The organism is Clostridium oceanicum (assembly GCF_039521385.1).
Lineage (GTDB): Bacteria > Bacillota > Clostridia > Clostridiales > Clostridiaceae > Clostridium_F > Clostridium_F oceanicum.
This window is the reverse complement of the sequence record NZ_BAAACG010000023.1, coordinates 1-24,161: the sequence shown is the minus strand read 5'-3', so window position 1 is coordinate 24,161 and position 24,161 is coordinate 1. Positions and strand designations below refer to the sequence as shown.

At 25.5% G+C, this 24,161-nt stretch carries 26 protein-coding genes; 3 read left to right on the top strand and 23 right to left on the bottom strand.

The window, feature by feature from the left end; genetic code table 11:
- Positions 1-263 precede the first annotated feature (263 nt).
- Positions 264-395 carry a YvrJ family protein gene (locus tag ABDZ71_RS19755; protein ID WP_343764632.1) on the top strand — a complete coding sequence of 44 codons (132 nt, stop codon included), beginning with the start codon at positions 264-266 and terminating at the stop codon, positions 393-395.
- A gap of 191 nt (positions 396-586) precedes the next feature.
- Here the strand turns inward: ABDZ71_RS19755 and ABDZ71_RS19750 are convergent, their stop codons facing one another.
- The 4 genes from ABDZ71_RS19750 to ABDZ71_RS19735 all read right to left on the bottom strand — a co-directional run bounded on the left by ABDZ71_RS19750 (position 587) and on the right by ABDZ71_RS19735 (position 6,027).
- On the bottom strand, positions 587-3,226 hold the full coding sequence (locus ABDZ71_RS19750) for an ABC transporter permease (protein WP_343764630.1): 2,640 nt from the start codon (positions 3,224-3,226) through the stop codon (positions 587-589).
- Complete coding sequence (locus ABDZ71_RS19745; RefSeq protein WP_343764629.1) at positions 3,226-3,906, bottom strand: ABC transporter ATP-binding protein; 681 nt, start codon at positions 3,904-3,906, stop codon at positions 3,226-3,228. Before ABDZ71_RS19745 ends, ABDZ71_RS19750 begins: the two co-directional genes overlap by 1 nt.
- A 245-nt stretch (positions 3,907-4,151) precedes the next feature.
- On the bottom strand, positions 4,152-5,354 hold the full coding sequence (locus ABDZ71_RS19740) for a sensor histidine kinase (RefSeq protein WP_343764628.1): 1,203 nt from the start codon (positions 5,352-5,354) through the stop codon (positions 4,152-4,154).
- Positions 5,355-5,361: 7 nt separating this feature from the next.
- On the bottom strand, positions 5,362-6,027 hold the full coding sequence (locus tag ABDZ71_RS19735) for a response regulator transcription factor (RefSeq protein WP_343764626.1): 666 nt from the start codon (positions 6,025-6,027) through the stop codon (positions 5,362-5,364).
- 309 nt (positions 6,028-6,336) lie between these two features.
- On the opposite strand from ABDZ71_RS19735, the gene ABDZ71_RS19730 reads away from it, so the two are divergent.
- Both ABDZ71_RS19730 and ABDZ71_RS19725 read left to right on the top strand, forming a co-directional pair.
- On the top strand, positions 6,337-6,564 hold the full coding sequence (locus ABDZ71_RS19730) for a DUF1659 domain-containing protein (RefSeq protein ID WP_343764625.1): 228 nt from the start codon (positions 6,337-6,339) through the stop codon (positions 6,562-6,564).
- 285 nt (positions 6,565-6,849) lie between these two features.
- Positions 6,850-7,068, top strand: a complete 219-nt coding sequence (locus ABDZ71_RS19725) for a DUF2922 domain-containing protein (protein WP_343764623.1) — start codon at positions 6,850-6,852, stop codon at positions 7,066-7,068.
- 449 nt (positions 7,069-7,517) lie between these two features.
- Here the strand turns inward: ABDZ71_RS19725 and ABDZ71_RS19720 are convergent, their stop codons facing one another.
- The 19 genes from ABDZ71_RS19720 to ABDZ71_RS19630 all read right to left on the bottom strand — a co-directional run.
- On the bottom strand, positions 7,518-7,913 hold the full coding sequence (locus ABDZ71_RS19720) for a nucleotidyltransferase substrate binding protein (protein ID WP_343764622.1): 396 nt from the start codon (positions 7,911-7,913) through the stop codon (positions 7,518-7,520).
- The gene (locus ABDZ71_RS19715; protein WP_343764621.1) at positions 7,900-8,217 is read right to left on the bottom strand and encodes a nucleotidyltransferase domain-containing protein; all 318 of its coding nucleotides are present in this window, start codon (positions 8,215-8,217) and stop codon (positions 7,900-7,902) included. Before ABDZ71_RS19715 ends, ABDZ71_RS19720 begins: the two co-directional genes overlap by 14 nt.
- A 165-nt stretch (positions 8,218-8,382) precedes the next feature.
- Positions 8,383-8,688, bottom strand: coding sequence for a bacteriocin immunity protein (locus tag ABDZ71_RS19710; protein WP_343764619.1), 306 nt, complete (start codon positions 8,686-8,688; stop codon positions 8,383-8,385).
- 178 nt (positions 8,689-8,866) lie between these two features.
- Positions 8,867-9,637 (bottom strand): hypothetical protein, encoded by a 771-nt coding sequence (locus tag ABDZ71_RS19705; protein ID WP_343764618.1) that lies wholly within the window; start codon positions 9,635-9,637, stop codon positions 8,867-8,869.
- A gap of 43 nt (positions 9,638-9,680) precedes the next feature.
- Complete coding sequence (locus ABDZ71_RS19700) at positions 9,681-10,505, bottom strand: ABC transporter permease subunit (RefSeq protein WP_343764616.1); 825 nt, start codon at positions 10,503-10,505, stop codon at positions 9,681-9,683.
- Between the two features lie 20 nt (positions 10,506-10,525).
- Positions 10,526-11,266, bottom strand: coding sequence for an ABC transporter ATP-binding protein (locus ABDZ71_RS19695; RefSeq protein ID WP_343764614.1), 741 nt, complete (start codon positions 11,264-11,266; stop codon positions 10,526-10,528).
- 265 nt (positions 11,267-11,531) lie between these two features.
- Entirely contained in the window at positions 11,532-11,789 is a 258-nt protein-coding gene (locus tag ABDZ71_RS19690) for a hypothetical protein (RefSeq protein ID WP_343764613.1), read from the bottom strand.
- A gap of 316 nt (positions 11,790-12,105) precedes the next feature.
- Positions 12,106-13,515: a helix-turn-helix transcriptional regulator gene (locus tag ABDZ71_RS19685; protein ID WP_343764612.1), complete on the bottom strand. Its 1,410-nt coding sequence runs from the start codon at positions 13,513-13,515 to the stop codon at positions 12,106-12,108.
- Between the two features lie 365 nt (positions 13,516-13,880).
- Positions 13,881-16,391 (bottom strand): ABC transporter permease, encoded by a 2,511-nt coding sequence (locus tag ABDZ71_RS19680; protein WP_343764610.1) that lies wholly within the window; start codon positions 16,389-16,391, stop codon positions 13,881-13,883.
- Between the two features lie 13 nt (positions 16,392-16,404).
- Complete coding sequence (locus tag ABDZ71_RS19675) at positions 16,405-17,070, bottom strand: ABC transporter ATP-binding protein (RefSeq protein ID WP_343764609.1); 666 nt, start codon at positions 17,068-17,070, stop codon at positions 16,405-16,407.
- A 165-nt stretch (positions 17,071-17,235) separates the two neighbouring features.
- The gene (locus tag ABDZ71_RS19670) at positions 17,236-17,313 is read right to left on the bottom strand and encodes a hypothetical protein (RefSeq protein ID WP_343764679.1); all 78 of its coding nucleotides are present in this window, start codon (positions 17,311-17,313) and stop codon (positions 17,236-17,238) included.
- Positions 17,289-18,266 (bottom strand): sensor histidine kinase, encoded by a 978-nt coding sequence (locus ABDZ71_RS19665; protein WP_343764607.1) that lies wholly within the window; start codon positions 18,264-18,266, stop codon positions 17,289-17,291. Before ABDZ71_RS19665 ends, ABDZ71_RS19670 begins: the two co-directional genes overlap by 25 nt.
- Positions 18,263-18,949: a response regulator transcription factor gene (locus ABDZ71_RS19660; protein ID WP_343764606.1), complete on the bottom strand. Its 687-nt coding sequence runs from the start codon at positions 18,947-18,949 to the stop codon at positions 18,263-18,265. Before ABDZ71_RS19660 ends, ABDZ71_RS19665 begins: the two co-directional genes overlap by 4 nt.
- Positions 18,950-18,968: 19 nt before the next feature.
- On the bottom strand, positions 18,969-19,841 hold the full coding sequence (locus tag ABDZ71_RS19655) for a hypothetical protein (RefSeq protein WP_343764604.1): 873 nt from the start codon (positions 19,839-19,841) through the stop codon (positions 18,969-18,971).
- A 648-nt stretch (positions 19,842-20,489) separates the two neighbouring features.
- Entirely contained in the window at positions 20,490-21,122 is a 633-nt protein-coding gene (locus tag ABDZ71_RS19650) for a hypothetical protein (protein WP_343764603.1), read from the bottom strand.
- Positions 21,123-21,190: 68 nt separating this feature from the next.
- Positions 21,191-21,910: a flavodoxin family protein gene (locus ABDZ71_RS19645; protein ID WP_343764602.1), complete on the bottom strand. Its 720-nt coding sequence runs from the start codon at positions 21,908-21,910 to the stop codon at positions 21,191-21,193.
- Positions 21,911-21,956: 46 nt separating this feature from the next.
- Positions 21,957-22,679: an ABC transporter permease gene (locus tag ABDZ71_RS19640; protein WP_343764600.1), complete on the bottom strand. Its 723-nt coding sequence runs from the start codon at positions 22,677-22,679 to the stop codon at positions 21,957-21,959.
- A 36-nt stretch (positions 22,680-22,715) separates the two neighbouring features.
- Positions 22,716-23,462 carry an ABC transporter permease gene (locus ABDZ71_RS19635; protein WP_343764599.1) on the bottom strand — a complete coding sequence of 249 codons (747 nt, stop codon included), beginning with the start codon at positions 23,460-23,462 and terminating at the stop codon, positions 22,716-22,718.
- A gap of 9 nt (positions 23,463-23,471) precedes the next feature.
- Positions 23,472-24,161, bottom strand: a 690-nt coding sequence (locus ABDZ71_RS19630) for an ABC transporter ATP-binding protein (RefSeq protein WP_343764598.1), incomplete at its 5' end; no start/stop codon positions are given.

Sequence of the window (24,161 nt, the reverse complement as noted above, 5' to 3'; positions counted from 1 at the left end):
ATGTTATATTATTTTAAGATTATATTTATATGGATAGAGAAGTGAAATACAGGCTATAGAGTTGAGTTTTAAATTTATAGAACTCAGATTAATGCATTGGTATTATTAATGTAACTCCTTCTCCTTTTGTCGAAGGAGTAAGCGATTCACACTAAATCAAAGATTTAGGTTCTCTGCTTAACAAATCATAGATTTGAAATATCTGCTTAAGTGATTCACACTAAATCATAGATTTAGGTTCTCTGCTTAGGGGGATTGGGAATATGTATAATGATTTAATTAAATTCATTAGCAATGTAGGATTCCCAGTAGCTGTTAGTTTTTATCTTTTAGTTAGAATTGAAAAAAAGCTTGATGATTTAATCAAAGCTTTCAAAGATTTTACTAAAGAATAATACCTTTTACTGAAAGCCTAAAAGGGCTATACTCTTAGCATAAGAAAATTTGATAAGGGTATAGCCTTTTTTATAATTACAGTCTCTATTTAAATATTAAAACCATAGTAATTTTATTTTACTACTAACAATAGATAAAGTATTTTTTATATAAAACTCTGTAAAATTATTAAACTTAGCTCTAACAGAGCTTATTCTATTTCATTTTTCATTGATTCTACTACATTGCTTTTCTTAACTGTCTTTGAAGAAATATAATAAGCTAAGAAAATAGTTCCAATTATAATCAAAGTATACATTAAGATTAGCCCTATAGGCATAACAGACATAAATTCAGCCCCTGTTATTAGGGTTAATTTAAGGAAACAAAAGCAAATCACAAATACTATTGGAATGCTTATAATAATAGGGGTTACTCCAAAGAATAAGCCTTCCATTAAGAGCATTTTATTTAATCCTTTTGGTGTTAATCCTACAGATCTAAATATAGCAAATTCTCTCTTTCTTAATCTAAGATTATTTGAAATAGTAGAAAAAGCATTGAAGATACCAATCAAACCAATCATTAAAGCTATAGCAAAAACACTAATACCTGTAGCTTTGTGAACTAATTCTTCATGAATTTTTTCTTCTAATAAAGTCGATATTCTAAAATCTTCAGATCCAATAAAATTGCCACAAATCTTCTTTATTTTTTTCTTTACTTTTGGACTAGTAGCCTTATTTTTTAATATTAAATCAATTGACATACTATTGTATTCAAGAATACGATCTTCATTAAAGTTACTAACTATTTTGTTATAATTTTTCATAGGAACTACATAAGCTATGCTGTACTTTCCACCTTTTAATTCTCCTGGAGAAATTTCTGTAGAATCTCCTACTTTAGCATTAAATTTATAATCTCCCTTCATATCATCTTCTGTTTTTTCATTTAAAACTAAAGATTCTCCTTCTTTTATGTTTAGTAAAGGTATTTTTTTTACAACTTTTGAATTCTTTAATGGATGATAAGTACTATCGAATAATATTCCTAAAGGATTATTATTTTCATAGTATTTTCTATAATCAGTGCCAATTTCTTGGCAATATTTTTTAAAGGATTCCTCCCTTAATCCAACTAAATGTGCTATAATCCTATGCCTTCCATTTTTATTTAATACATTGTATTTCATTGGAGTTATATTATCAAAGCCTCCATATTTAGAAAAGACATTAGATTGCTGCTTTGTTGTTACATAAGTTGAAGTACGAACCTCTCTTTTAACTACAGCATTTTTAATTTCTGGCAAATTAATAATTTTATTTAGCATCTCATCACTAGGTTTATCTGCAATATCTAAATTAACTCCCATATCATATTTATAGTTCTCACAATTCTTAGAATAAGCTAAATTATATATAGATATAATATTTAGATAGGAAACTATTAATATAAAACACATTGAAAGAGAAAAAACTGCAGTGCGCAACTTTTTTTTGTTAGCCGAAAATTGTATTTTTGCCATTTCTCCTTCTATGCCAAATATTTTTCTTATTATATGATGATCCTTTTGCTTTTTTAGTTTTACTTTACTAGCATTTTGACGGATCCCAACAATAGCTGATACTTTGGCTACTTTCCTTGCTGGAATATGAGCAGATATTAAAACAGTAATTAATGAAATAATAACAGCAAAAATAATTACTACGGGGGACATTGAAATATTTATTTTTCTAAAATCTTCTGTAACACTAAGAATTTCATTAACCTTAGATACAACTACATAACTAAAGAGATATCCTATTATAATGCCTATTGGTAGTTGAACAAGCCACAGTAAAAAACCTTCATATAAAACTGAATGTTTAATTTGCTTTGGAGTTGCTCCTAAACTTTTTAAGATACCAAGATCTTTAATCCTGCTATTGCAAGACAGAGAAAATGCATTATATATAATAAGAATAAAGGCTGCCATAACTAATAAAACCATTATTGATATCATTGCTATAATTATAATAATTTGAGTATTTTTAGTATTCTTATCACTAATTCCATATAAATTTAATAAAGGTGTATTATAACGAACATCATATTCCCCATATTCATCCTTAGTTAACCCACAAGCTTTAGCTATTTTAGGTAATGCCTTATAGGATTTGCGCTTGTTTAAAAAACGGATATAAACTGTAAGCTCATCTTTAGCTTTAATTTTTGAAGTATCTAAGTATCCCATAGAAATATATCCAGGATATACAGATTGACCAGAGTTATCTATTTCTCCAACTATTTTGTATGTCTTTGTATCTATTTTCTTAAAAGTTTCACCGGATTTTTTATAATCTAGGGTTTCAAGTGTCTTTTTCCCAAGGATTCTCTTACCTATAGGAACAGTAATTTTATCACCAATTTTATAGGAAGGGTTATCTGAAAAGAATAATTTTGATAAAATAATTTCTCCAGTTTTTTCAGGTAGTTTACCTTTTATAAGGCTATTTTTAAAACTCATGTCTGACCAAAAATTAGAATTCCCATCTCTCATTAATAAATAAGGACGTTTTGTATTTGAAAGCTTAGCTGTAAACCAGGTTCCTTTAACCATTGTGGTTTCAACTTCTGGATTTTCAGTTACATATTTTAATTTATCTCCAGATATAGAAGCCCATAGTTCTCCGTGCCAATTCCCTGTTTTTTCAATTGTTTGAGTCACTTGCCCTTTCCACAAAGCATGTACAAATATACATAGTGAACATAAAAGTGCTGAGGCAATTATAATAGAAACTATGATAGAAATTGTATGCCTCTTGTTTTTTCTTAAATGAGTATAGGTGTATTCACTCATGATATTCATTATTTAATCACCTCATCTGATACAAGGGTTCCATCATCTATTCTAATCATTCTATCAGCTAATAAAGCTATTTTTTCATCATGGGTAATCATTAAAATAGTTTGATTGTACTCTTTATTTGAAGCCGTTAGCATTTCAAGAATACTTTCAGAGTTTTTTCTATCAAGGTTTCCTGTAGGTTCATCAGCTAAAATAATAGAAGGTCTATAAATTAATGAACGGCCAATAGCAACTCTTTGCTGCTGCCCTCCTGAAAGCTGGTTTGGTAGATGATTAAGTCTATTTTTAAGTCCAAGCATTTTTATAATCCTATCAAACTCTTCTTTTTTAGGCTTTCTTCCATCTAATAACATAGGTAATAATATATTTTTTTCAACGTTTAAAGTAGGAATAAGATTAAAAAACTGATATATTAATCCTACTTTTCGCCTTCTAAATAAAGCTAATTTAGTTTCATTCATAGATGAAATATCCGTGCCATCTATATATATTTTCCCCTTTGTAGGCTTATCCACTCCCCCTAGCATATGAAGAAGTGTAGATTTTCCAGATCCACTGGTACCAATTATTGAAACAAACTCTCCTTTATTTATTTTAATATTTAAATCATTAAGGGCTGTAACCTTTGTATCACCCATTCCATAGATTTTTGTAAGATTTTCAGTCTTTAATATTTCCAAAATATCCTCACCTTTCTTTTAATTCAATAATAAAATATGTAATTTTACAAGGTGCTTTTCTTTTGCATTATAGATAACCTATGAAATAATTTATACTTACATATAAAAGACATAAGTTTCTATGATTTTTTATAATTTTTTCTAAGGCATATTAAAATATTTTATTAAATAGCCTTTAAATCAAAGAATGCCTTGCTTTACTTTCATAATAACCAAGTAAAGTTACATTATGGTGACATTTATAATTAATTCCTATAAAATTTTATTATAAATTTTGCTCCCCTCTTTTCCTTATTTAAAGCAATGATTTCACCATTTTGTTTTTTTATTATAGAATTTGAAAGAGCAAGTCCAATTCCTACACTATCCTTTGAAGAATTAGATCCTTTATAAAATCTAGTAAAGAGCTTCTTAATATCCTTTTTATCAAAGCCTTCTCCAGTATCTTCAATTGTTATCTCCGTACATATAGGATTTTGTTTATAATCTATAGAAATCTCCCCTCCTTTAGGCGTATGCTCACAGCAGTTTTTAACTATATTTAAAATAGCTTCACTTGTCCAATGAAAATCACCTTTGAAAAATATATCACTATTATTTTTTATAGAAAGCTTTTGTTTCTTTTTTTCTATCATTAAATGGATAGGCTCTAAAGATTCCCATATAAGTTCATAAACATTTATAGAACTATACTCTAAAGTCAATGCATCTGCATCGATTTTTGAAAGTACTAACAATGAGGAAACTAAATAATTTAAACGATCTACTTGGGCTGAAATGCTTTTAATATATAAAGCATCTTCTCCTTTAATATCACTGTCTTCTAGCAATTCAGCCATAAGAGACATGGATGTGAGTGGAGTCTTAAGTTGATGAGATATATCTGCAAGATTATCACTTAGTTGTTCCTTTTCTTTTTTCTCTCTTTCACGGCTTTCTCTAAGCATCATAACTGTTTTATATAATTCATCTTCTAAATTTGAAAATTCATCTTCTTTTTTCTGAGGTTTCATCTTATAAATTCCTTCATTTATATCATAAAGATACTTTGCTAAGCCATATATCCTTTTTCTTTTTATAATATTTGATACTAAAGCCCATCCTGCAAAATAAAAAAATAGCAAAGCAATCAATAACAAAACATTAATGAGTACTTTACTAATCATAGTATTATTATTAAAATTAAATTTAAATTCTTCAGCATAACCATACTGTCTTAATATTTCCTTGCCCTTATTTATATCTTTTTCATTTTTATTTTTTAGTGAAGATACTAAAGTTTTTTCAATGCTAGGGTTAGTCTTAACCCCAGCCCCTATAAGACCTGCTGTTTTCTCATAAAAAACCTTCTTTGACCCTGTATAAATTAAACTACCAAAGGCTACAGAAAAAAATGCTATATATAAAAAAGTAGCAATAAACCATACTTTCATATTTTTCTTATTCATATAAATTTTAATCCTCCAATCTATATCCAATTCCTCTTACTGTTTTAATAAAGCAATCGTCTTTAAGTTTTTCTCTAAGACGCTTTATTGCAACAGTTAATGTATTATTGTTTACAAAATCTCCATTAGAGTCCCAAAGCTTTTGAAGTAAAGTAGTTCTTGTTAAAGTACAATTTTTATTTTCTAGTAACTGTAAAAGTAAACTATACTCCCCGGCTGTAAGCTCTATTTCATGGTTATCTTTATAAACTTTCCCTTGGGATTTTATTACTTTAATATTTTTACAAAGTAAAACATCTCCTTTAATATGCTCTTTAAAGGTTCTTCTTAAAACAGCACTAATACGAGATTTTAAAACACTTAATTTAAACGGCTTTGTAATATAGTCATCTCCACCCATATCTAATCCTTTTACCATAGCTTTTTCTTCATCTACAACGGTAAGAAAAATAATAGGAATATCTTTAATCTTTTTTATGTAACTACAAAACTCAAAGCCAGATCCATCAGGAAGATTTAAATCTAGTAGCATTAAATCTATATCCTTTTTAAAAAGCTCTTTTCCTTCTTTTAAATTTTTCCCATGAATAACATTATAATTATTTTTAAGTAAAAAGGATTTAACTGCAAAAGCAATTGTATCATCATCTTCAATTATTAATATTGTAAACATTCTATTTTCCCCTCTTTATATCTCCTTTAACTACCACATAAGATTTTATTTTATTCCTAAACCACTATAATTTATGTAATCTATAATTGTAAGCTATAGACTATATCTAGCTTAGTACTTGTATTATTTAAGACACATTTTAATAAATAATTACTCTTTATTTTACTTTCTTTTAATAGACCTAAATGTAATACAAAACAATTATACATCATTTTCCCATTTTTATTATAGAAATTACTCTTTATTTTTTCCATCCTAAATGCTAATTCATATATATAGATAAATACAAAACAAAAGGGGGATTTTAAAATGGCAGTAGCAGCACATAAAAATGATTCAGATATAGTATTAACTTTAGCTGCAGGTTTAGATAAAGATGGAAAAGAGATATTAAGACGTAAAACTATATCAAAAATCAATGTAAATGCTAATGATGAAGACTTATTTACCATAGCAAATGAAGTTGAAAAAGTATTAATGTATGAAGTAAGAGAAATAAATAGAGTAGATAAAAGCGCATTAGTTCAGGAAAGCTAAAAGCAATTGACAATTAAAAATTAATAGATAACAATTGGAAATACAATTTATAATTAGTAATTAACAATGAGTAATTGTAAGTATAATTTAAAATTAACAATGGTCAATTAACAATTACTGTTGAAATTCCAATGGAATTTCTTGAACTATATTATAAAGAATTTTGTTTTACAAAATTCTAACCAAAATTGCTAATTGTTATCTTAAAATTACTAATTAAAAAAGGTTTTAGCATTGTTATCTGTTATCTAATAATTGATAATTGAAAAAAAAGGGGGTTTTTAAATGAATAGAACATTAAGCATGAAGTTTATAACTGAGGAAGGCAAGAAAATTTCTTTTTCTATAAGTGATGTTAAAGAAGATTTAACTAAAGAAGAAGTATCTGCTTTAATGGATGTTATGGTTTCTAAAAAAGATGCCTTTGCATTTGATTCACCAATCGTTTCAAAAGATTCAGCAGACATTATAGAAAGAACTACAGAAGAAATTTACACAGCTTAAGGCATTTTATATAAATGAGCCTCTAGAATTTTCTAGAGGCTATAATTATGTTTAGTAAAATAATAACTTATCCTACCTAATAGATTTAAATAAAAAATTGAAGATAGATATTTTTTCTGCTTAAATCTATATAAAAATGCTTTTTTAAAACATAATCTAAAGCTCTAATATCAAGGATTACACCCATATTTATAAACTAGTTTATAATTTCAAATATAAAAAATATCAACCCCTCGTTAAGGGTAAAGTAGTTATATTTTATATTTTATCTATAAATTTTAAAAAAGTGCTCTCACAAACTTATATCTATAACATATAAAGCATATATACTTCATTTATGCCATCTTTTCATTAAAGATTTTTAATCTATAGATTTAAACTATAATTTACTAATAAATACTTACCAGATTAATTTTTAATTTCAGAAAACAGACAAAAAAATGGATGATCTATAAAAGATCGTCCATTTTATTTAAGAGTTTTTCTAAAAGATTAACGTGATTTGATTTTATGCTATTATATATTTCAACAGCAGTTTCTTCATCATATACATGAGAAGTTTTATTTCTGTCTATCATCATGCTTATCCAATCGTCGCCATCTTCTATGATTCCATATTTAAAAGCTTCTCTTATGGTACTTCTTGGACTTTTAGCTTCTTCTATTCCTTCATATTCAAGATAAAGCTTCATAAGTTTCCAGCTTTGCTCAAAGGTAAATTCAAACCTTTGTATAACACCATCTATTATAATATCATTTTCTAACTTTATTTCAGTACTTTCTTTTAATCTTTTAAAAGCCTTTTTAAAATCTTCAAATCTTTCTTCTAATCTATTTCTTAGCATATATTAAAATACCATCCTTTTCTATGTTAATTTTAAGTGCTTCTTTAGATATCTTATTAAAATACACCACATCAAAATCAAGAGGGGTATTAATTTCTTTAAAACTATCTTCTAAAAGATTTATATCAATACTTTTAATATCCTTGCCATATATGCAAATATCTATATCAGAAGTCTTTTTATAATCACCTCTGGCTCTTGAACCAAAGATAACTACTTTATCTATTTTAGGATTTTTTAATACAACTTTTTTTATATCATTAAATAACTTTAAACTAATTCCCATTTTACTGTAGACTTCCATAAAATTCACTCCTAAACACTTAAAACATTGATTGAACACTTAAATTATAACATAGTAAGTACTGCATCTATTAATTCTTTGATGATTTTCTTTAAATTCTTCTCTGGCCCTGTAATTTCTATATTCTTTTTAGTAAACATAAAATCAACTCCTCAGCATTTTAACTTAAAATTGAGATTTATCTCCGTAGTTTGAACGATATACACCGTTTAATCCTGCAGTTTTACCTACGTCACTTAAATTCCTTATCATTTCCTCTTCACTAGGAGAAAAATGAAGCTTTTCAGTGTAAGCCGTAAAATATATATAATTAACCAATCTATTTATCAAAGGAACATTTTCATCATTAGATAAATCAAGTTTTTTATAAACTTTTAGTAGCACTTCTTTAATATCTTCAAAACCAGTTTTTTGTGATTTTGAAATACTATTATATAAAGAATGTATTGTATCTTTTGTATTGATGGACATTAAAGTAACATCTCCTTATATTGTATAATTCGTATTTAGGTAAATTATAGCATATTAATTAAATACTAGTACTTTCTTCTACTAATCTCTCAACAAATTTTTATAATTGATTTCTTTTCTACTCTAAAAATCACATCAATAAAAAAAGATATCATAAATAATTATGATATCTTTTTTACTAATTAAGATAATCTCTTTTCTTAAATAATACAGTTGATATTCCACAGGTACCAATTATTAAAATTATTGAACTTAATATAAATGTGTTATTTCTACTATCTAAAACATCAAATAGTGTTGGTGTATTTACTATAATATATGAAAAAATATTCTTATTTATATATACTAAGGAAATACATATTCCAACTGTAACTACATAAGTTATAGCAGCATTTGGCATCAAACTTCCAATAATTGAAGTAATACCAATTAATATTAACATTATCATATATTCTAAAAGATAAAATTTAAAATTATAAAATAAAGCACCTATAAAGTTAAAACTAATTTGTTTATTAACAAAACTAGTAAAAGAAGTTTTATCAAATAAAATACTTTCTAATAATACTGAAAGAATAAATAATGAAATTATAACTGCTCCAGTAAATATTGCACATGCTATTATTTTACTTAATATACATTTTGTTTTATCATATCCTCTTATTAAAAATAATCTATAAGCACCACAAGTATTTTCATGATTAAAGCTTTCACAAAATACCATTGGACAAAAGATGAATACTAAAAACAAATGCATTTCTTTTAATATAAAAGGAGAGCTATTTAATGAATTTAAATCAATATTAGTAAGTTTATTGTAAAAGCCTACATTATTAAATCTTAAAAATAAAACACTATAAGCAAATATTATCATAGTTATTATTAATAATATCCTATTTTTTTTACTTTTTAACATTCTATATAATTCACTACAAACTAAATTCTTCATTTTTAATCACCTCTATAAATAAAATTTCATACAAATGGTACAATTAAATTAAATGATCTTTTTTACAATAAATAAAATGATTTAAAATAAAAAACAATATAATATATATAAATAAAACAGTTAACGAATATAAACCTAGGACTTTATATTGAGAAAGCATAGCTGCTATACCTTCAAATTGTATATGTGCAACAGAAAGCCATTGTATTTTAAAAAGCAAAGGATTTTTACTACTTATAAAAATCTCAATTACCCTTGGATATATTAATAAAAATAAATATATTCCTATGTTAACGCCAATGGAAATAGTAACTGATTTACTTATAATACTTATAAAAAATTCTAAAGTAGCTATAGCTATAAGTGTTAAAAATAACATTGAGTAATACTTTAATGTATAAAGAAACATTTCATGAGGATTAAAAGGACGTTTCCAAAAAAATGCTGTAACTGAAGATGATTTAGGAAATATAATATAGCCTAATATATATGATAATATTAAATAAACTATTAAAATCAAAAATATCGTTGATATAATAACTAAAAATTTAGCAAGAAAAACTTTTCCTTTCTTTATTGGTCTTATTAAAACCAATCTTATAGATCCATTAGTAAATTCTTCTGTTACACATAATACAATTAATAAAATAAGAATCATGTTAATCGAAAATGATCCTAATTCTTGTATAGAAGCAACGGGAAAATTATAAAATTGAGTAAATTTAGAATCTGTTGAATTAACGCTTAAGTTAAGAAACAAACAATATTTTGCAGAACCCATTATTATAACTGGAATTAATAAAAAACATAGCCAAGTAGTTTTTTTACTGTATAATCTTTGCCATTCGCTTTTAAATAAATTTAACATTTTATATACATACCTTTCTTCTAATTAGCTTTCATTAATTTTACATATACATCTTCTAGCCTATCTGTCTCATTAACTTTATTTAATAGTTCATTGGTAGCTCCCTTCCAAGCTAATTTACCTTCTTTTATAATAACTAGGTCAGTGCAAATCCTTTGAAGCTCGTCTAAAATATGACTAGATATAAAGAAAGTTATTTTATTTTCTTTATTAAGTTTTAAAATTAAATTTCTAAATTCAATCATTCCCGTAGGATCAAGTCCATTAGTAGGCTCGTCTAATAAAATTATTTTAGGATTATTAAGCAATGCTTGGGCTATTCCAAGTCTTTGTTTCATTCCTAATGAATAAGTTTTTATTTTATCTTTCTCTCTTCCTTTAAGTCCAACAAGTTCAATTACTTCTTCTACCTTTTCCTGTCTTTCTTTTTTACTCATATCATTATTTAACATAGCTAAATTTAAAAGAGCATTTTCTCCTGTTAAATATTCAAAAAATATTGGATTTTCAACTATAGCCCCTATGTATTTTAACGCATTTTCTATATCTTTAGTAACATCAAAGCTATTTATAGATACACTACCAGAAGATGGTGTGATAAGGCCTGTTAACATTCTAATCATTGTAGTTTTTCCAGCTCCATTAGGCCCTATAAATCCACAAATATCTCCTTCTTTAACTGTAAATGACACATCATTTATAGCTTTTCTTTTTTTAAATGATTTAGTTAAATTTTGTACAACAAGCACTTCTTTATTCATCATCTCTACCTCTCTCTTTAATAATCATTTAATATGCAGAATATTAAAAAACATATGTGATAATTATACTCTTATTTCCATTTATGCTCAAATAATTAAATAAATTGAAATAGTTACTAATTTTAACTTAATATTAAAACTAGTAACTATTCATCTGGTTTTTATATTAGTAATATAAAAACTACATAATAAAAAAGTGAGATTGATTCAGTAAAATTTAACTCAACCTAAACAAAGGAAGGTAAATAAATAGATTTGTATCTATTTACTTACCTTCCTTATAAACACCCCAAATACACACTGATCCTATATATCCAATTAATACACATCCAATTAAGCTTATAATTCTTCCAAGTATAATAGCTTTTATAGGTTCTTGTGGTCTTTCGAAGAAAAATACTATTAAAGAAGATATTATCCAAGAAAAACCGCCTAACCTTAAAACTCCATATTTTAAACCGAACTCTTTTTTATCCATTTTATTTATAATTTTTATTATCCTTGGATTTAATGAACATCTCATGTCTAGCCTCCAAAATAAATGTTAAAGTTTTATAATATAATAGTGACACTTCATGCAACTTATAAATATAAACTACCATAAGATCTAGTTATTGTACTCTTATTTAACTTTAATCCTCGTACTAGTTCCGCTTTATGTTTTATATTATAGTCTAAATCTCTATTCTACTATAACTTTAAATTAATTGTTCTCTTAACTTAGTCTTATTTCTTCTTAACTTTTTATAAGTAGTTGTATGGAGGAAAAGAGCCTAAAAATTTTCAAAACAGATACAGGCTAAAGCCCCTTAATATAATAGTGAATGTTTCGTTGCACCCTAAGATAGTTTTATCTGAACATAATAATATTTTACAGTCCTCAATGATATTTCTAATTCAGCGGCTATTTCCTTTTGTGTGTATCCTCTATCTTTTAGTAGTTTAATTTTATTTAATCTTTCTAGTTTGTTCTGCTGTCTTTTAGTTAATCCATTTTTATTTCTTCTCTGTTTTTTATATTTAGCTTTATTATGTTCATTAGTCCTTTTGTTAGTTCTTCTCTTAACTTCTTTTTTACTTATTATAGTTTCAAGGGTCTGCATTTCCTCATCTATTATATTAAGCTTGTCTATTAAAGTTTTATTTTTATAGTTGTATCCCCCACGCCTGTAACTTCCTGAAGGACTATCTTTTAACCAAGACTCATAGGCTTTTTCTGCAGACTTTGTTGTCCTTATAACTTCTGCATCGTCTAGCGGAAGATTAAACTCTTTATTAAACTCTAAGGTATTTTGGAGTGCCTTTTCTTTATCTTTTTCATAACAGGAACTCCAATATCTATATAAAAAGCACATAAATTCTCTTTGTCCAGTTTTAACTAAAGAGCCATCTTCATTTCTACAGAGGCCTTGTCTACTTTTTTGAATAGAAACTAAATCTCTAAGCCGCGCATAATGAAGGCTATATAAAGTAAAAAAGTTAACTACTCTTGGGTTTCTTCCTTTTGATCTATGGAAAGGATTTTTAACGTAAGGAGTTAGCACTGGAAGGTATTCTTCTTGTATTTCTCTTAATACATACCTATTTTCACTATAAACTAATATGTCAGAGAGTTTAGATGATTTTTGATTTACAGATCCAGCAAGTCTCATAACTCTAGCACTATCTATAGATTTTTCGTCAGCGCCTATTTCTTTAAGCTCTTTTAAAAAATGTTTTTGTACTGCATTCCAAAGGGGTAATGCCTTATAAGGCACTGGCTCTATAAGCCAATATATAGCAATGCCTCTTCCTGTTAACACTATAAAATTTGCTTCTGGTACTTTTTCTTTAAAATAATCCTTTTCTAGCTGCCATATTATTTGCTCTGGATTTAAATTTTTGAAATTTTCTAAAGAATAATAGTCTAAATCTATGTATAGTGAATTTAATTTTCTTATATTTTCAATACGTCTAAAGGGTTTATAAAAAGAGTTTGCGCTTAAGTAAACATTTATACCTTCTATGCTTAATATTTTTCCTATGTTTTCTTTTAATTCATCCTTTGAATAATGATATTGCATCCATTTATCTTGCTTTTTAATTGCAATAGTAATAAACCCATCATCTTTTTCATGGAGAAGTTCTATTTGATTTTGTGCTTTAGAAACATGCTCTATTAATGCTGTTATTGAAACTTCCATTGTAGGTAAATTTCTAAGCACATCATATGTATAATCATCTATACTTAGCTGCTTTACTGACTGCACCTATTTATCCCCCTCGCATACCGTTAGTAGTCTCGTTTTAATGTCTTTAGCTAAATTATATCATATTAAATTAGTATAAAATAGCCGATGATTTGTATTTATATGTAAAAATATCTATTTTATTGTTTTTATTTCACATAAATTACATTAATATTAAAATTATTTTAGTTGTACTGTATAGATTTAACACTTATATTAAACTTTATATTTAAATTAAAGGGTATATTAATTATATTTATAATAAAAAGGAGTATTTAAACTATACTCCTTTTTATTGCTATAGAATGTACCTATATACTTTTCAACAAATAAAATAATTAAATTACTTCATCTTATATCTTTTTTTATATTTTAAAATTAAATTTTTATTCTATCGTTCTTAATTGTTCAATTATACTGTTTTTAGATAATCTATTGTAAGATAAAATTGGAACTAAAGCTGTTATTATAATTAATGGGATAATACAAAGAAGTATTGGAGTTAAGGTACTCTTTAATGTAAAATAATAAAGTTCAGAACCTAATGCAGGAATTAAAGTAATATTTATAATACTTCCTAATATTATAGATAAAATTAACCCTAAAACGCCATAAGCACTTCCTTCAAAAATTAACATCCATTTTATTTGCTTATCTGTCATACCTACAGCTTGAAGCATTGCAAGTTCTCTTCTTCTTGTAATAATAGAGGTAACTATAGAGTTAATAAAGTTTAATAAACCTATTATAGCAAGAATTACGCACAATGAACCTCCTACAGCAGTATACATTACTGTAAGACTTTTAAATTGCTTTTGTAGAGTTTTTTTAGACCAAAAATCTAAAGACGTTTCTTTATTAGCACAATAATTTTTAATCCATTTTTCAGTTTTATCAATGTATTTATTATCTACATTGAAAATAGTACCCATTGGCTTTGTTTTTCCCTCATTAGATAAAAACTCTTTTGAAGGCAATATATATTCTAATCCTAAATCAAAGTTTTGAGGTGAAGAAAAAGCTTCTGGATACTCTACAATTGCTAAAACTTTATATTTTTTCACCTTGCCATTTGAAAAATCTACACTAACAATATCTCCTGGTTTATATATACTCAATTTTCCGTCTTCAATAAGATGACATGTAGTTATATAAATACCTTCTCCTTTTTCCCAAGAATCAAAATCTAAAGACCCTTCTATGACTTTTATATATTGTGATGGCCATTTATCAAATCCAAAAACATTTACTCCTGAAAATTTTTTTACCATCATTGAAGAACTCATAAATTCTTCCTTTTTTTTATGATCTAGAGAATCAATATACTTTTTAAAACGATTATAGGCATGGTTAGTACAATATTGTCTACTAGCGTTCATATAAATATTTCCCATTTTATCTAACCCTTTTAATGTTTTAACTTCATTAACAAAATTATTACTTACCCCATTTGTATTAAAAGGCTCTGAACTTTTAATAATAGATCTATCTGCTACTGAAAAATCTGATATGCTAGTTTTCGCTACAAATTTATCAAAATCAAAAGAATGTACATAACAATAAGTACTATTAAGAATTACCAAACTAAGAGAAAAAGATAAAACAACAATAAAAACTTTCTTTCCATTTCTTTTAAGATTACCTAAAGCCATTGATAATGGCTTAACTTTATGGGTAGTCTTTGTTTTTTTCTTATCTAAAGTATTTTTATTTATATTATTATAACGGACTGCATCTATAGGGGACACCTTTGATGCAATTGAAGCAGGTTTAATACAGCTTAAATAAACAGTTATCAAACTAAAAATAGCTGAAAATATAAATATAAAAGGATTTATGGTTGTAACTACATTCATGTCTTCTCCTAAGATATTTATAATATATGGAACTAAAACCCGTCCAAGAGGCCACCCTAAAACTATACCAATAGGAATACCTATACAGGACAAAATTAAAGCCTTAAACCTAACCATTTTTCTTATTTGCTTAGATGTCATTCCTATTGTTTTTAATAACCCATAACTTTTAATATCTTCTGCAATTGAAATATAAAATATATTATAAATCAATAAATATCCTGCAATGATAATAATAAGTGCTCCCAAAATAAAGGCTATTAAATTTGAAGGATCAATTTCTGCTGTACCATAAGAAGAATTAATAGCTATTTTACTCTCTTCTATATTATTATTAAATGCAATTTTATTTATATTTTTTTCAATATTCCAAGGAGAAGAAAACATAATCAAACTATCTACATACCCAGTAAATTTATTATCACTGTTTTTTCCCCTAGTAATAGGTGCTACTTTACTACAGTATGATTTTGAAAACCAAATTGTCTGCCTAAAAGCTACTGGATCCCCTTTCCATATACCAGATAATATAAAATTATTTGTAACAGTTTTTTCATCAGTTTTAAAAGTTAATTTAACTTTTTCTCCTATTTTTTTAGGAATCCCTAAAGCATCAAGTACAAGAGTACTCATAGCTATTTCATTTTTTCTTTGTGGCATTTTACCTTTTGTAGGAAAATTAAATGTCCATTTTGCATAATTATCTTCAGCCCACCTTATTTCTGAAGGTAACTTATGAAAAGATTCTCCTTTTGCTTCTCCAATAATTACAGAATAAGATGACTTATTAATATTTTCATCTTTAGAAACTTTTTTATATTCATTTCCTGTTAAATGTTTTAACCCAGCATGGGCAGAAGTTCCCATTTTACGCATATCACTATCTTTTATAGTAGCTCTTAAGCTGCCTGTAATAGTAAACATACTTGTAAATAGAATTGTTGATAGAGCAATGGCAATAATTGCGATATAATTTTTATTAGATTTGATAGAACGCTTTGATAGCCTTCTAACAACTGATTTATTATTATTTTCAAACATATTTTACCCTCCTTTAGCCCATTACTTTACCATCTTCAATACGAATAATTCTATCTGCTAGTTGAGCAATTTCATTATTGTGAGTAATCATTACAATAGTTTGATTAAATTTTTTACTAGTCATTTTTAAAAGCCCCATTACATCTGCACTTGTTTTACTATCTAAATTTCCAGTAGGTTCATCTGCCAAAATAATAGCAGGTTTTGTAACTAAAGCTCTTGCAATAGCTACACGTTGTTGTTGTCCCCCTGAAAGATTATTTATCATATTTTGTAGCTTGTCTTCTAAAGCTAACATTTTTATAATTTTATTCATAAATTCTTTATCTAAGGATTCACCATCTAATTCTAAAGGAAGAACAATATTTTCATAAACATTTAACATAGAAACTAGATTGTAACTTTGAAATATAAATCCTATGTTACGACGTCTAAATATAACTAATTCCTCTTTATTCATATTAGAAATTTCTTTTCCCTTAATAATTACATTTCCAGAGGTTGGGTTATCTAAGCCCCCCATCATATGAAGTAAAGTTGATTTCCCACTTCCAGAAGTGCCTACTACAGATACAAATTCTCCCTTTTCAATAGAAATACTTACTCCATCTAAGGCTTTTACAACATTAGGTTTTTCTCCATAATATTTTTTTAGATTACTAGTTTGTAAAATGCTCATATATAAATCTCCTTTTCTTTAATTACAAATAGTATATATCTGAAATGTATCAGAAACATCACAAGTAAATATCCAGAAGCTTAACTTATGTTTTTTTAAACAAACAACAAATTAAGGATAAACAACAAATTATTCTTGTTTATCCTTAAAAATCACCCTATTAATTTATCTATTTAAAAGAAATACAGAAAAAGTGGTTCCTTTTCCTTCTTTAGATATTACCTTAATATAACCATCTTCCATTGATATAATTTTTCTAGTAAGATATAATCCAATACCGATTCCAGGTATATCATGAACTTTTTTTCACGATAAAACCTTTTGAAAATTTCACCTTGATGCTTTTCCTTTATACCTATTCCAGTGTCTTTAATATCAATCCTTGTATACATCTCCATTTTAAAACAATTTATATTGATTTTACCCTTTGAAGGGGTATATTTTACTGCATTATCTACAATATTAAATAATGCTTCTGTTGTCCATTTTTTATCTTGAAAAACAAATAAATTAGGATCACAATCGACTATAATTTGTATATCTTTTTTCTCTGCTTTAAATATAATAGCTCCCATTACTTCTGCAATAGTGTCATAAATAGAAAATTTTTTCTTATTTAAAGTTATTATTCCTGTTTCAAGTCTTGAGGTTTTTATCATAGAATCCATTAAAAATTCTAATTTATCCAATTGTCCTTCCATTGATTTTAAAAATTCTATTTCTTTTTCTCTAGATAGGTTACTTTCTATTAAAGTAGAATTAATCATCTTCAAATTGGCCATAGGAGTTTTAACTTGGTGAGAAATATCTGAAATTAGTTTTTCAAGATTAGCTTTTTCTTTAAAAACTCTGTCATTATTTTCTTTTAAAATTTCAGATAACCTTTGAAATTTATGATTTATTTTTGATATTAAAGTTTCTTTTTCTAAATTAAAACTAACTATATCTTTATTGTTTATAATCTTATCTAATATACTTGAAATATTTAAAGTAAATAATACTAACTTTTTCCTTACTAAAGCTATAAATATTCCAAACCATAGATATATGCAAAGTGTAAAAAGAATTCCTAATAATATAAGTCGTCTATCTTTTGTAATCATATATGTATATAAAATAAAAATACCTGATGTTATAAAAATTCCTGCAGATATTATTAAATAAATTTTTTTAATAGATAAATTCTTTAGTTTCATCTGTTATCATCGCCTAGCCACATATAACCCATTCCGTACACAGTTTTTATATACTTAGTTTCACCTTTTTCAATTTTATTTCTAATACGACTTATCACTGTAGTTAATGCATGCTCCTCAACAAAATTTTCATCTACATCCCATATCTTTTCTAAAAAAGTATTTCTGGTTAAAACTATTTTAGGGTTTTTAACTAATATTTTTAAAGCCTTATATTCCATTGGAGTAAATACAATAGATTTTCCATTAAGGGTAGCTTTTAATTTTAAAAAATCAACATAAAGCTTGCCATCATAGTAATAATCATCATAGAAATCATCCTCTATTCTATTAAACAAAGCTTTTACTTTCTTTTTAAATACATTTATGGAAAATGGCTTTGTAATATAATCATCACATCCTAAATCAAATCCTTTTATCATATCTTTTTCCATATCATTTGCAGTTAAGAAAATTACAGCAGTATTCTTTCTTTTTAATTTAATTTTAGTACATAAGTCAAACCCATCCCCATCTGGCAAATTTATATCTAAAATCACAAGATGATAATCTCTTTCATTAATATATTCTATAGCCTTCTTATTATTTAAAGCAGAATCCACATAATATCCATCATTTATTAAATTGTAAGACAAAGTTTTATTTAATAAACGATCATCTTCTACAACTAATATATTTTTCATAAATAATGCTCCTTAAATCTTATCTATTATATTTTTTCATAAATTCAAGTAAAGCTATAGCTATAAGATCCTTTTGTGATTCATTTCTATCTTTGCAAAACTTTTTAAAATCATCTAATACGTATTTGTATGTTTTAAAACTTCTGCTGCCTATTTCTCCTTTTAAATCATAATTTTCAAGATCTATTTTTGGGATTTCTATAATATTTTCTCTTTTAAATTCTTCTTCTTTAAACCTATCTAATATAAAATTCATCTGCTCTTTTAAAATTTCTATATCACTTTTCATATTTTTAAATTCTTGTATTTTTAAAGGTGTAGTTACCTTTTGCATTTCTTGCATAACCTCTTTAAAATCTTTTACTTCAATAACTTCATCATAATTATTTTCTATGTCCTGCTCTGTGTTTTTTAATTTACTTTCTTTGTTTTCTTCTAATTTATCTATATTTTTATTATTATTAAATTCTTTTTCTTTACTTAAATTTATATAGTCTAACTTTTCATATTTTTCACTATAATTTTTTAGCTTGTCCTTTGAAACACCTTGGTATCCCTTTGTAGTTACTTTAGTCTTACTTTTAGGTTCCTTTAGTGTTTCTTTAGAAATTTTATCTATTTTATCTTGTAATTTATTACTTTCATCTATTGATTCTTCTACTCTTCTTTCTTTACTATCTTTTATTTTATCCCTTTTTTCTAAATTAAAAGAATCTAAAGTTTCATATCTTTTAGTAGAATTATTATATTTTATAGGCGTGCCTTTTATTTTCTTCTGCCAAGTTCTTGATGACATATTATATTGATCTCTTAAAAAATTATCACGTTTTTTCCCTTTAAGGCCATTTTCATTAAGGACCTTTGCTATATTAATTAATTCTTCTAATAACATTTCACCCCTCCACTATAATAGTTACTTTTAAGTTACTTTATAGTTACTTAGTTCTAGTAATAGACGTTTTTTTCCTTTAATTAAATCTTTAAATTAGCTACTATAAATTTCACAACTTTAATCTAAGTTTTAATACTTTCAAATATTTACATCAGTATAAATAATATTTAATTTTTTAAAATTCACTTTTGTTTGAATTGATCATTAAAAATTCTCAGACCAAATATTATCATAGAACTGAAACCAATAAAATTTAGTATAATATCATATTTATTGTATTTATAAATAAAGGATGTAACTAAACTTATAAACCACATTAATGACAATATAATTATTAATAACAATTTAATTAAAAAGAAATCCCCTTTATTTTTCTTAATATAAAAGTATTGAAATATATAATATATAAATATAACAATAATTAACAAAATAAATTCTTTAAAAGAAATATTTATTGGAATATCACTTGTTATTATTGTTTTACAAATCCAAATTATAACCCCCAAAACAAATAAAGTTATAAATATAAGTAAGTCATTTAATTTATTCATAAATAATTCCTTTCTTATATATTTTATTGCTATAAAATAACCTTGAAATCTTATAAATTCTAGATTTCAAGGTTGTCCATTTTACGAATACAAAAAACTATTTCTCCATCATTTTAAGTAACATTGGATCAATGGTTCCATTATCAATATCTTTTTGTACTTTAATCATTATATCTCTATTAAGTCTTAAGTCTTTATTTTTAAGATCTTTTATAATTTGATCTACATGTTGTTCTGTAGTATTTTGTGGGATTGTATAAATATTTAAAGATCTAATATTACTAGAATTAACTGAAAAACTAGATCCAATTACTGCAGCAATACTATCCCATATCCATCTATTACTATCAACAGATTTTTCACCAATATCTATAATACTTGTATGTTTTGTTATAACTTTTCCTAATCCAAAAGGTATATATCTAGCTATTTTATCAGGATAAACATGTCCTAATATTTCTATTGCAATTGATACTTTTGTAATATCTATTGATTTTTTATACTCAAGAAAGTAATGAGACTTTGCATAATCAGCAACATTTAAACTTCCCTTAGAAACACTAGATAAATAATTTTTTAAATTATAATCATTTGTTATGTGAATTATTTTTGGAGAATAAGAATATGTAATATCAGATAAACCAGCTGCAAATGCACTTATACTATTGCCCAATATCAAATTAAAAAAAATTATATTTATTACTAAAATTTTAGTTATTTTATTTTTCATTACACCATCCCTTTATTTATTATTATAAATTAATACAAATAAATTAAACATTTTATCTAATTATTAAATTATCTTAACATTTCAAGCACTTCTTTAAAACTATTACACTCAATTAATTTTGACTCTTTCCAGTATTGAAATTCAGCACTTTTATATGGTCTTAGTTTTTCCATGGTATTTTTAGTTGCCTTAAAAACAGCTTCTAATATATCATCTGTTTCCACTTTTTTGCCTTTTATATACTCTATTATCACTCTAGAAAACTTCTCTACAGATTTAATGTAATTCTCATCAATATTATCTTCACATACACCAAATTTTCCTTTTATCTTTACTCCCATATAAGTCATGATTTTATATAAATAATTATTTACTAGTTCTAACCCATTTCCTCCTGAAGTTGAAGCAACAATTCCAATCTTTCCTGATAACCTCATAAGATGAGTCCAATAACTAATTCTATCAATAAAAATTTTCATATCTCCACTTACATTATGAACATAAACTGGGGTTGCCAATATAATTATATCAGATCTTAACATATTATCCTTAATTGTCTTCATATCATCCTCTTTGTCTAAAGAACATTTACCCGTTAAAAAGCAACCTAAACAGCCTTCACATCTGTTGATTTTTGTATCCTTTGCAGTATACGTAGTTACTTTAACTTTATCGTGTCCTATAGAATTATAAACTTCATCAAGTACATTATTGATAAATTTTAAAGTTTTAGATTTATCTCCTAATCTACTTCCTACATATATAAATATTTCTTTAATGCTTAACATCTCCTTATATGAGTATTCATTTTAAAATTAGTACTTTTAAATTTCTTTAATATATATCTTTACCATTAAATCTCATATACCCATACAAATTTATTAGTATAAATATTACTATACTTACTGTTATCATTATTACAGTTTTAATATCTAAAGTAGCTATGTTGTTAACTGTTGTAATATATGACCATGGATATATAATGTTATATTTAGAAGCACTAATTAAAATTGTTGGAATCTGAAAACAAAGCCCAAGTCCTAAGGGAACACTTATATTTTCATAAGTTAAACTAAGATAATATTGAACTCCAATAATACCTAAAGATACTAAAAATATTACCAACATCCTTAGTAATATAAGTAAAAGGCTTTTTATTGTTATACATTTCTGAAGAAAACCAGAAAATATAATTCCTATAGTAAACATAAATATGCTTGTACTAACTAATAAAACTCCGATAACTAACTTGCTTAAAAATAATTGTTTTTTTGTTATGGGTAGAATTAACATTTCTTTTACTCCCCCATTAACTCTTTCAAATCTCATAATAAGTGCAAATATTATTACAATTATTGTAGGTAAAATTAATAATGTGTATAAATTAATACTAAAATCGTATATTGTTTCTAATGTATTTGAATTGCTATTAATTGCACTTAATTTTTTTGAAATTGAAACTCCATTAAATAGTGGTGTTAAGGTAAGAATAATTATAATAGTAAGTAATGAACTATTTTTTAGCTTAGTAAGTTCTATTTTTAAAATATTTATCATAAATAACTCCCTTCTAACATCTATAAATTATACTTATCAATTTATATCTCTATTAATAAATTCGTAACTAGAAACATATAATATTATTACCCCTGAAATAAGCCCACCTAATATAGCTATACTCCCATCAAAACCAGCCATATTAACAGCATATAATGGATATGAATATGGAAAAAAATACGATAAAAACTTCAACTCATGTGGTAAAATCAAACCAATTGCAAATCCTAATATTCCAATTACATAAGGAATTATTGCACTTTCAAACAAAGAAGCAATCCAATTACTTAAAGCAATTGTTCCTAATACACTAAAACATTGAAATATAAAATATTTAAAATACATTCCAAAAGGAAAAGGAGCTGATATACTATTAAATATTCCAACTATAACTAATCCTAATAAATTTAATAATATAGAAATCAACGTAAATATTAATATTATAAAAAATTTACTTAATAATATTTTAGTTTTGCTAATAGGAAAACATATTTGTGAATTAAAAGAATTATTTTTAAATTCTACTTGATAAATAGATATAGATATAATCATAATAATTAAATTAATTATACTAGGCCATAACACAGGCCCACTATTTTGGGATATAAGCAATACCCAACCTGTTATATTATGAGCATTACTATAATTATTTATAGATTTAAATTGAATAAAAATCAATAATTGTAATAAGCATGTGCTTAATATTGGTATTAAAAAAACTAATTTCCATACGAAATTCTTCTTAATTTTAAAAAGGTCTGTTATAACCAAATTCATGAACATAATTTTCCCCTACCTTTTTATAATATTAATAAATATTTCTTCCAAAGTTTCTTTATCTTTACTTAAATGATATACATCTATTCCACAACTTACAAGTTCTTTATTTAATTTAGCTATATTTTTAACATTATCTATAAAAATTTCATTGTTTCCTACATCTATACTATAACCTAATTCTTTTAGTTTAAAAGAAGCATCTTCCTTAGGATCAGCAATAATCCTAGTTACTTCTTTTCCTAGTCCTAATAATTCTTTAATAGTTCCTTGAAAACACATTACCCCTTTATTAATGATACCTACATGAGTAGCTATTTGTTCAATTTCACTTAATATATGACTAGAAACAATTACAGTAATCCCTGTTTTTTTAGGTAAATTTTTTATCATTTCTCTAATTTCTATAATCCCCAAAGGATCAAGGCCATTTGTAGGCTCATCTAAAATTAATATTTGTGGCTTACTTATAATTGCTTTAGCTATTCCTAGTCTTTGTTTCATTCCTAAAGAAAAATTTTTTACAAGTTGGTTTTTATTCTTAGTTAACCCAACTAACTCTAACACTTCTTCTATCCTTTTTTCATCTAAATTTAATACTCTTTTTATTATTCTTAAATTGTCATAAGCAGTTAAATTACCATAATATGATGGTGATTCAACTAAAGCTCCAACTTCTTTTAATATTTCAATTCTGTTTTTTTT